The organism is Acinetobacter puyangensis (assembly GCF_900096995.1).
Lineage (GTDB): Bacteria > Pseudomonadota > Gammaproteobacteria > Pseudomonadales > Moraxellaceae > Acinetobacter > Acinetobacter puyangensis.
The window spans coordinates 156007-166172 of the sequence record NZ_OANT01000007.1 but is presented as its reverse complement, the minus strand read 5'-3'; the positions used below and the strand labels follow the sequence as shown (position 1 = coordinate 166172).

At 40.8% G+C, this 10166-nt stretch carries 11 protein-coding genes; 2 read left to right on the top strand and 9 right to left on the bottom strand.

Going from position 1 to position 10166, the window contains the following annotated elements:
- Nucleotides 1–209 precede the first annotated feature (209 nt).
- The 4 genes from niaP to hpxO form a co-directional block, all read right to left on the bottom strand.
- Nucleotides 210–1529 (bottom strand): niacin transporter NiaP, encoded by a 1320-nt coding sequence (gene niaP, locus CRO21_RS13310; RefSeq protein ID WP_097079802.1) that lies wholly within the window; start codon nt 1527–1529, stop codon nt 210–212.
- A 73-nt stretch (nt 1530–1602) separates the two neighbouring features.
- Nucleotides 1603–2250 carry a trimeric intracellular cation channel family protein gene (locus CRO21_RS13305; RefSeq protein WP_097079801.1) on the bottom strand — a complete coding sequence of 216 codons (648 nt, stop codon included), beginning with the start codon at nt 2248–2250 and terminating at the stop codon, nt 1603–1605.
- A 61-nt stretch (nt 2251–2311) separates the two neighbouring features.
- Nucleotides 2312–2779, bottom strand: coding sequence for a YchJ family protein (locus tag CRO21_RS13300; protein WP_097079800.1), 468 nt, complete (start codon nt 2777–2779; stop codon nt 2312–2314).
- A gap of 92 nt (nt 2780–2871) precedes the next feature.
- Entirely contained in the window at nt 2872–4029 is a 1158-nt protein-coding gene (gene hpxO / locus CRO21_RS13295) for an FAD-dependent urate hydroxylase HpxO (protein WP_097079799.1), read from the bottom strand.
- A gap of 214 nt (nt 4030–4243) precedes the next feature.
- On the opposite strand from hpxO, the gene alc reads away from it, so the two are divergent.
- Both alc and CRO21_RS13285 read left to right on the top strand, forming a co-directional pair.
- Nucleotides 4244–5251 carry an allantoicase gene (alc, locus tag CRO21_RS13290; RefSeq protein ID WP_097079798.1) on the top strand — a complete coding sequence of 336 codons (1008 nt, stop codon included), beginning with the start codon at nt 4244–4246 and terminating at the stop codon, nt 5249–5251.
- A gap of 9 nt (nt 5252–5260) precedes the next feature.
- Nucleotides 5261–5764, top strand: coding sequence for an ureidoglycolate lyase (locus CRO21_RS13285; RefSeq protein ID WP_097079797.1), 504 nt, complete (start codon nt 5261–5263; stop codon nt 5762–5764).
- A 38-nt stretch (nt 5765–5802) separates the two neighbouring features.
- Here the strand turns inward: CRO21_RS13285 and CRO21_RS13280 are convergent, their stop codons facing one another.
- The 5 genes from CRO21_RS13280 to CRO21_RS13260 form a co-directional block, all read right to left on the bottom strand.
- Nucleotides 5803–6753 (bottom strand): siderophore ABC transporter substrate-binding protein, encoded by a 951-nt coding sequence (locus tag CRO21_RS13280; RefSeq protein ID WP_097079796.1) that lies wholly within the window; start codon nt 6751–6753, stop codon nt 5803–5805.
- A 9-nt stretch (nt 6754–6762) separates the two neighbouring features.
- Nucleotides 6763–7527, bottom strand: a complete 765-nt coding sequence (locus CRO21_RS13275) for an iron ABC transporter ATP-binding protein (RefSeq protein ID WP_097079795.1) — start codon at nt 7525–7527, stop codon at nt 6763–6765.
- Nucleotides 7518–8477 carry an iron chelate uptake ABC transporter family permease subunit gene (locus tag CRO21_RS13270; protein ID WP_097079794.1) on the bottom strand — a complete coding sequence of 320 codons (960 nt, stop codon included), beginning with the start codon at nt 8475–8477 and terminating at the stop codon, nt 7518–7520. The genes CRO21_RS13275 and CRO21_RS13270 overlap by 10 nt, the downstream gene beginning before the upstream one ends.
- Nucleotides 8470–9423 carry an ABC transporter permease gene (locus CRO21_RS13265; RefSeq protein WP_097079793.1) on the bottom strand — a complete coding sequence of 318 codons (954 nt, stop codon included), beginning with the start codon at nt 9421–9423 and terminating at the stop codon, nt 8470–8472. Before CRO21_RS13265 ends, CRO21_RS13270 begins: the two co-directional genes overlap by 8 nt.
- Before the next feature lie 176 nt (nt 9424–9599).
- On the bottom strand, nt 9600–10133 hold the full coding sequence (locus CRO21_RS13260) for an FUSC family protein (RefSeq protein ID WP_097079792.1): 534 nt from the start codon (nt 10131–10133) through the stop codon (nt 9600–9602).
- Nucleotides 10134–10166 lie beyond the last annotated feature (33 nt).

The window sequence follows — 10166 nt, the reverse complement described above, 5'->3', positions numbered from 1 at the left end:
AAGTCCCAACTAACACCCTGTTTTTCAACAAGTTTTAATCTGCATCACCGCCGATGGATGTGCATTCTACAGCATTCACATACCAACGCAACCCCCTTTTTTATCTTTTATCATCATACGCACTTTTTTTGACCTCTTTTATCACAAATGCATAATTAATGAACAATTTCTAACGAGTTTTCTTCAATTTGCTTTAATTAAGTGCTTTTTTACTGACTGATTGACTCTAATGTTCTGCCTTTCGTTTCTTCACCCAAGATCAGAACCACCAATGCCACTGCCATTAACACAGCGGTAAACATGAGAAATACATTATGGAAACTATTGGGCAAGTCCATCATGCCGGTCACTACAATGGGTGCGCAAATACCACCGATACGGCCAATTGCAGAAGCCCACCCCGAACCAAAGGCACGGATATTCGTCGGATATTGCTCTGGTGTATAGGTATAGACCACACCCCACGCACCTAAGTTAAAGAAAGATAATAGACAGCCCCACACGATAATCATGATTATTGAGCCAGCATTGCCAAAGAAATAAGCACACACAGCGCATGCTGCAATAAATCCAGCCAAGGTAAATTTACGCCCAAATTTTTCCACACACCAAGCAGCTGCAAGATATCCCGGTAATTGTGCCAAGATCATGACCAACACATATTCAAAAGATTTGACAATGGTATAGCCTTCTTGCACCAAAAGACTGGGTAACCAAGTAAATATACCGTAATAGGAATAAACCACACCAAACCAGATCAACCACAGCATCAGTGAGCGTTTCCATAAGGTTGTTGACCAAAGCTGGCGAAAAGAAACGTCATGTTGTTTTGCAACAGGAAGTGCTTTTATCTGCTGAATCACTGGCAAGCCTGCCTGTTTTTCCATTTTACAGACAATCTGATGCGCTTCTTGTAAACGACCGCGATTAATCAAATAAGGAATAGATTCCGGTACTTTTTTCCAAATCACGAATACATAAAGTGCAGGTAAACCGCCAATTAAAAAAGCAGCATGCCAGCCAAACTTTGGAATAAAAAAGTAGGAAACCAGTGCTGCGACCAGCCAGCCCAAGCCCCAGAAACTCTCCAGTAATACAATAAAACGACCACGAACCTGTGCCGGAATATATTCACTGACCAGAGACACTGCAACAGGTAACTGTCCGCCCAATCCCAGACCGACAATAAATCTAAACACCAATAGCCAAGTCAAATTGGGCGCAAAGGCACAAAGTGCCGTTGCAATACTATAAATAAACAGGGTTACGGCAAAAACAGTTTTTCGGCCGATTTTGTCGGCAACGCCACCCGCCACCACTGCACCGATTGCCATACCGACAAAAGTCAGACTGACGATAGATGCTTTTTGTTTGGCGTCAAGAGACCAATCCGCAGCCAGTTCAGTCATGATAAAAGAAATCATGCCTGTATCCATGGCATCGAACATCCAACCCAGTCCAATCATCCACAATAAGGTGTAATGGAATTTACCGACTGGAATACGCTGTACCCGACTGATTAAATCCATAAAATTTCCCCATCAACCATAGATTGGATTGTTTAAGCAAAAATCTTGCTCAAAAGATAAAACATGTGACGTATTAATGCTCATCTGTTGAAGATGCAGAACTTTCATCATCTTCCTGATAAATAAATTTAGGCATTTCCAGACCAAAATAGATGGCAACCACACGTAAAGTGAAACCAAAAATCAAAGTAAAGATCACCGTCGCTTCAAGGTTTAAATGTGCGTACTGGAAACAAATCCAATAAAATACTACAGCAGCGAAAGAGATACTGGCGTAGAGTTCCCGACGAAATACGAGTGGGACATCATTACACAAAATATCACGCAAAATACCGCCTGACACCCCGGTTAATACGCCTGCGACCGCAGCGACCACAAAGCCATGTCCCATCTGAATGGCAATCTGGCATCCAATAATGGTAAAGCCTATTAAACCCAGTGCATCTAGCAACAGGAAAATATTGCGTAAATGCTTCATCCATTTGGCAATGATAATAGTAAATAACGCAGCAAAAGTCGTCAGTACCAGATACTCGGGATGCTTAACCCAAGTTAAGGGATAATGTCCCAACAACACATCACGGACTGAACCACCACCAAGTGCCGTGACACTGGCAATCAAAATGACACCAAACCAATCCATGCTACGACGACCTGCGGAAAGTGCCCCGGTCATTGCCTCAGCGGTAATGGCTATAATATAAATAATGGTCAGCAACATGCGTTACATCATCAATCTTTTTAAAATTACGCTATTGTAGCCGAGTTTAGCTAAAAAGTAGTTAGAGATAGGTCGCACAGCATTGTTTAAATTTTTTACCTGATCCACACAAACAAGGTTGCTTCATGCTCAAGGATATTTCTACAGTCGGATCCAGAAAATACCATCGTCCATCTATACACGTAAAGGTGGATAATTCATGATGAAACTGCCGTCCCGCACTTGTCAGATAATACGCTTTAAATTCAACCTGCGCATGATTTTTATCAACTTTGGGATGATGCTGAATAATGTCTAGTCCATCCCATCGAGTTTCTTCACTCCATTGTCGCATTGCGTCTTGATCAAGTAATTTTTGCTGGGCAGGAACGGTCGTTGCCACAATATAGGCAATATTTTTCAGCACATAAGCCGCATACCGTGATCGCATCAATTGTTCGGCATTTTCTGGATACTGCTTATTCGCATGAAAAGGCTGGCAACAGTTCTCATAGTCTTGACCAGATTGACAAGCACATTGTTCAGACATTTTAGTTACATCAATATGGATAAAAAAGAGACCACATTATAAAGAATATAAGTGATCTCTGGAGAAAGTAAAAATATATTAGACGCTTAAAGTTAATCCAATGGATTACCAATAATATTACTAATAATTCCTTTCATGATGCGTTCACCATCTTCATGACGCAGTTCTTCATACCATGCGGCAGTTTCTGCCTCATCTTTCATATGGGTTACATCACAGCGTTTACGTGCACGTAATACCAGTTCATTGGCTCGAGGACTACGCACGTCCTGATAACGCTGTAAGGCATCGGCAATGCTGTTGCTATTGATTTGTAAGGAACGGGTTAAGTAAATGGCATCTTCCAACGCCTGACATCCACCTTGCCCAATATCCGGTGTGGTGCTGTGAGCAGCATCACCCAGAATGACACAACGACCTTTGTACCATTCATAGAATGGTTCAATATCATGAATTTCTACGCGGTTGGTTCTTTGTGGATCAATTTGATCAATCAATTTCTGTACCGGTTCACACCAACCGGCAAAATATTCTTTTAATAAAGTTTTATATTCAGCCTTATCATTGCCCAAGCCTACCGGTAACGGCACATCAAAGAAGAAATAAAACCGATTGCCTGCAATTGGCATTAAAGAAACACGTTTACCTTGGCCCACAAAGGTTGTCCATTGGTCGGCTGGTGCAATGCTTTCATCGATTTCAACCAGACCATTCCAATTGACATAACCGGCATAGCGACGTTCAACTTTTTTACCCAGAATATATTCACGGGCAAAGGAATGCGTGCCATCTGCACCAATCAATAAGTCCGCTTCGACTTTGCTATCATTAGACAGTTCCGCCGTAATACTATCGCCATGATCTTCAATACCAATCAGACGAACACCAAGATGAATGTCTTCACGCCCAAATTCATCCATCAGCATATTTTGCAATTCGGCACGCGATACCGGATAAGGACGCTGACCGACTTCATCAATTAAAGACTGAATACCAAATTGCGTCATCACATCATTACTTAAACCATCAACATAGGCCATACGGTCCATGATACCGCCCAGTTTTTCAACCTGTGTCTGTAATCCCAGATAGTTTAAGCACTTGACCCCATTTGACCAGACAGAAATGGCTGCACCCACTGGAAGAATTTTTTCAACTTGTTCATATACTGTGACGTCATGCCCATATTTTTTAAGCAAAATACCTGCTGATAACCCACCAATTCCTGCGCCAATAATCACGACACGCATATGCTTCTCCAATGCTCTATCAACTTAATTTTTAATTTACAACTTCAATCCCTACAAAAAACATGCCATTTCAACCATTTTGCTAACAATGTATAATTTAATTGTTAACAAAATATGATTTCCCTGAAAAATACAGTTGCTATCAGATGTGTCATTGAACAAAATTTGATAGCATTACCTCGTTCTTTCGGACTGACATACATTGGATTGATTTATGGCAACCTTACTTGCTCCAGAATTTACTATACCTGAAACGCTTCTTCCTTACACCAACCTTGCAGACGAACGTCTAGGTACTGCAATCGTTAGCTGTTCTGATCAATTCTTTGCTGAGGCAAAGCGCATGCTGCAATTTACTGCGCCAATTTTTGTTGAAGACAAATTTGATGATCATGGTAAATGGATGGACGGATGGGAAACACGTCGTAAACGTGAAACAGGTTATGACTGGTGCATTATCCAACTGGGTGTTGCCGGAACAATTCAGGCTGTAGATATCGACACGACTTTTTTTACAGGGAACTATCCTGCATCTGCATCATTAGAGGGCTTTTATGCACCAAATGGTGACATTGAAAACGCACAATGGCAGAGCATTTTACCCAACAGCTTACTGGGTCCAAGCCAACATCATGTTTTAATCAGTCAAAATGCACAACAAGTATTTACCCATGTTCGTCTGAATATTTTCCCTGATGGGGGTATTGCCCGTTTAAAAATTTATGGTCAAGTACAAATTCAGGCGCAACGTACCGATGAAACACTGGATTTGGTGGCCTTAAGAAACGGTGGCCGTATCATCGCTTTCAGTGATGCCCACTTTGGTCATCCACGTAATCTGATCAATCCGGGTCGCGGCATTAATATGGGTGATGGCTGGGAAACCAAACGTCGTCGTGCACCGGGCTATGACTGGAGTATTATTGCATTGGGACAAGCAGGTAAAATCGAAAAAATTGAGATTGATACCGCGCATTTTAAAGGCAATTTCCCGGCACAGGTATCTATTCAGGCCACCTATATTGAAGATGCAACCGATGCACAGCTGATTCCGCAAAGTATGTTCTGGACTTACTTACTGGAAGCACAGCAAATGCAGATGGATCATATTCATGAATATCTAAATGAAATTCTGGCCCATGAAAAAATCTCCCATATCCGTGTCAATATGATTCCTGATGGTGGCATCAGCCGTATTCGCCTATGGGGTAAATTGGTATAAGAGAGCAACATGAGCAATCTAATCGTAGATGTACAACCACTCAGTAAAGATAACTTTGCCGAATTCGGCGAAGTGATCAGTTGCGAAAATAATGATTTTTTCTATATTAATGATCAGCATACCGAACGCTATCATGCTTTGGTCAATACAGAAATCATCGGAGATGCCAGAGCTGGTATCAGTATTTTTCGTAATATCAAAAAAACTGAGCTACCGCTGCAAATTCATATGCTGGAACGCCATCCCAATGGTTCACAGGCATTTATTCCCATGCAGGGACAAAAATTTTTAGTTGTGGTTGCGCCTGCGCTTGATGCTCAGACACCAGATATTCACCGTGTACGTGCATTTATCAGCAATGGTTATCAGGGCGTAAACTATCGGGCTGGCACTTGGCATCATCCACTGCTTACATTTGAAGCACCGAGTGATTTTGCTGTCGTCGATCGTATCGGCACAGGACATAACTGTGATGTATATCAGTTTCCTATACATGTCACAATTATGTCCTAATACCTATCACTTTACCCATAGCCCTATGGGTAAAGTATCTATTGCACGGTATCTGCCACTTCCTTAAGCATAGCCTGTTGGCCACCCAAACCGGTTGTGGTGAGATACCAGTTGCCCGCATTCAAATAGATGATATGACCATTTTTAGCGGCTTTGGTGTTTTGAATAATCCGATTATTTAATGCCTGTTGTGCGCCATCTGTTTTATTACTAATCGCAGCGCCCCGATCCATAACAAATAAATAATCTGGGTCTTTTTCGGCAATAAACTCATGTGATACCGACATACCATGCAATCCCACCTTAATCTCCGAGTCAATTGGTGTAAAACCATATAAATCATAGATCATTCCAAAGCGGGAACCCGGTCCATACGCCGAAAATTTATTATTATTGACCAAAATCATCAATGCGGTTTTGCCTTTGGTCTTTTCTTTTAGTGCAGCAATATCTTGATCAAGTTGTTGTAATTGTTGTTCGGCTTCCGGTGTTTTATCCACCATTTTGGCAATGGTCAGGGTTTGTTGTTTAAATGAGTTAAAAAAGTCGGCATTATCAACTTCATTAAAATAAGTAGGTGCAATTTGTTTCAATTGATCTAGCATTTTTTCCATGCGCGCGCCCATCACAATCAATTGTGGTTGGGTTGCCAAAACACGTTCCAGATTAGGTTCTTTGGCTGTACCCACATCTGCATACTTTTCATTTGAAAATGCCTGTAATGCGTTAGGTAATGGCGTACTGCGAGTAACAGCAACCACTTTATCGCTTGCACCTAATGCCTGAATTGTACTAAGCGCATTGGTATCTAGTACGGCAATACGCTGGAGATCAACAGGCAGTGTAATTTCACCTGCTTTACTGTCAAATGTTTGCGTGGTTTCATTGCTTGTCTGCTGTTGTGCAGTATTTTGTTGTGGATCGGCTTTATTACACGCTGACAATGTCATAACACAGGTCAGTGCAAGCAATAGCTGTTTTAATCTCATATCAAACTCCTAGCTAATAAAATATAGCCCTAATTTATGTCCCTGAATCTGTTGAATCGGAATGTTAAAATCAAAGATCTCAGCGAGTATTTTTTCATCAATAATGTATTCAGGACGTCCCTGATAACATAGTTGCCCATCTTTCATGGCAATGATCTGATCGGCATACACTGAGGCAAAATTAATATCATGAATCACCATCACTATGGTTTTGCCATGATTTACCGATAAATCTTTTAATACCTTCATGATTTGTGCAGAATGCTTCATATCCAGATTATTGAGTGGCTCATCCAGCAAGATATAATCTGTATCCTGTGCCAACACCATCGCAATATAGGCACGTTGACGCTGCCCACCAGACAATGTGGTCATCGGTTTATGCCGCATCTCATATAAATCCATATAACGCAAAACCCGTGCAATAATCTGCTTGTCCTCTGCATTCAGACGACCTTGCGAATAGGGAAAACGGCCAAAAGCCACTAGATCCTCAATACTCAAACGCAATTCGGTATGATTGGATTGCTTTAAAATTGCCAATTTTTTGGCGATATCTGCACTTTTTAATTGTAAAATTTCTTCGCCATCTAGCAGGATTTTGCCTTCATCTGGTTGAATCAGCCGGCTAATCATGGCCAATACTGTGCTTTTCCCTGCACCATTAGGACCAATAAATGCAGTGAACTGTCCTTCTGCAATGGTCAAGGAAACATCGTTAACCACACGTTGCCCGTGATAGCCCTTGCTGAGATTGCGAAGTTCTATTGCCATCGTCTATTTTCCTTTAACAAAATCCAGAAGAAATAAATACCACCGATAAAATTAATAATGACGCTTAATGTCGTTTTAAAATTAAGCAGATGCATCACTACAAATTGACCAATCGTTAAAGACAGAATACTGACCAGCATGATGCCGACCAACAAAATCCGATGTTGATGGGTTCTAAAAATTTCCAACGTCAAATTCAATACCAGCAATCCCAGAAACATCATGGGGCCCGCCAATGCTGTAGCCGATGCCAGTGCCAATACCACAAATATCAGTAAAATCTGACTGGTACGATCATAATCCAGTCCCAGATTAAGCGCGTGTTCACGCCCCAGTGCCATCACATCAAGCCGATGATGATATTTAATGCTGTAATAGAGAATCGGTAAAATAGTGATGCAAGCCAACATGACCAGTTGCATTTTTACCGCATTAAAACTGGCAAATCCGGCATGCATCGCCACCTGAAACTCATTTGGGTCAAGCAGTACCTGAAAAAACGTGGTCATGCTATCGAATAATGTGGCACAAATGAGGCCGACCAATAACAGAAAATAAATATTTTCTGCCGCAACTTTTTTGAAAATAAACCAGTAGAGTAAAAATGCAAAGATCAGCATGGCAAATAGACTTAGCGCATAGTCCAGCACAAAATGCATCGATAACAATGCACTACTGCCAAATAGATAAATCACTAAAGTCTTGGAAAGTTCGTACAGTTTATCTAGCCCGAGTACTTGAGGGGTCACAATACGATTATTAACAATGGTATAAAACACCAACGTCGAAATACCCACGGCACAGCCAGCCACCACAATTGCAATCATGGTTTGTGAACGCAGCTTCAATGCAAATTGCCAGCTTTGCGCACTTAAACCCCATGTCAGATATAGAACTATCGTCGCCAATGTTAGAATCAATAAAACAAATAACTTCTGATGATTAGACATAGCGGTATTTCCTAAGCAACAGCCATAAAAACACAATGCTGCCAAGTACACCCATAATCAAACTGACAGAAATTTCGTAAGGGTAAATTACAATTCGACCAAATACATCACACAACAAAACCAGCAAGGCACCAAAAATCGCCGTATGTGACAAGGTTTTCTGAATATTATCGCCCAAATATAAACTGACCAGATTGGGAACAACCAAACCAACAAAAGGAATCGCACCCACTGTCACAATCACGATGCCAGTAATCATGGACACCATAAGCAAGCCAATAAACAAAGTTCGTTTATAGTTCAATCCAAGATTGACCGCAAAATCATCACCCAGCCCCACCAAAAAAAATCGATTGGCGAAATAATAGGTCAGCACCAACACAGGCACACTAAAATAGATTAATTCATATTGGCCATTCAGAATGGTAGAGAAATCACCTTGTAACCAGCCAGCAAGGTTTTGCATCAAATCCAACTGTAATGCAATGAAAGTGGTAAAGGCAGACACAATACTGCCAAAAATCATGCCCACCAAGGGTACAAAAATCGTGTCACGATGCTTGAGTGTAGACAGTACCGCCATAAATACACTGACACCGATCATGGTGGCAAAAATTGCAAATCCGGTTTTAACCAATATCGATGCTGCCGGAAATAAAATAATCGCCAACAATACCCCAAGACGCGCACAATCAAATAACCCCGCAGTGGTAGGTGAGACAAAACGATTGCGACTCAACGCCTGCATGATTAGACCACAAACACTCAATCCCGCACCTGCAATCAGAATTGCCATCAAACGTGGAAATCGGCTGGTCCAGAATAATTCCCAGGCAGAGGACTGCCCAGACCATAAATCAGCCGGATTCATACTTCCCACGCCCACAAATAATGAGACACAAGCCAATGGTATCAATAAGATGACAAGATAACGGCGCTTAAGCATAAGGTGCAAGTAAATGAGAATTATTATTTATTAAAACTAACATATCAATGCCATGTTTTGACTTTAGATAAGTTGTTAATTTGTGAATAAATTCATATCAATATGAAGAATATATGGAGAAAATTTTTAATCGTTGGGTAGAATGTATTTTAATCGCCAAAGGTTGTTTTTTAAAATTACAAGTTATCTAATTGTTTTGTCCAAAAGTTACGCGCCAAGATATCCACGGCATAGGCAATCAAACAACCCACGATACAAAATACAATTCTCATCAATGCACCTTCAATACTGTGATGAGATACATCATAAATCGTCACAATTAGAAAACTAGCCAATGCAATGCCGCAATATTCAGCATGATTCATTAAAATACAGCACAGAGTGGTCAGCAAAATACCGAGGATTAAAAACCAATATTCCAGATTAATATAATAGCCCTGATGGTGAGAGATATTCGCTATCAACAACCAAATGATTATTCCTACCACAGAACCGATGACATTGCCTGTCACCTGATTAAAATTGACTTTATTTTTACTGTCATACTGTACGGTAAAAAATGCAGTTAAGGATGCCCATAGAAAAAAATTGCTGGTTTTATCCTTGTCAAAAATAATCGCCAGCAATGCAATCAAGCCTGCACAAGTTAAAATTTTGAAGGTATAGAGTACTTTTTCTGACTTTAAGATATCGTCTATATTGATTAGCATTCGGTAATACTCTTTCAGCATTACTTGTTTATA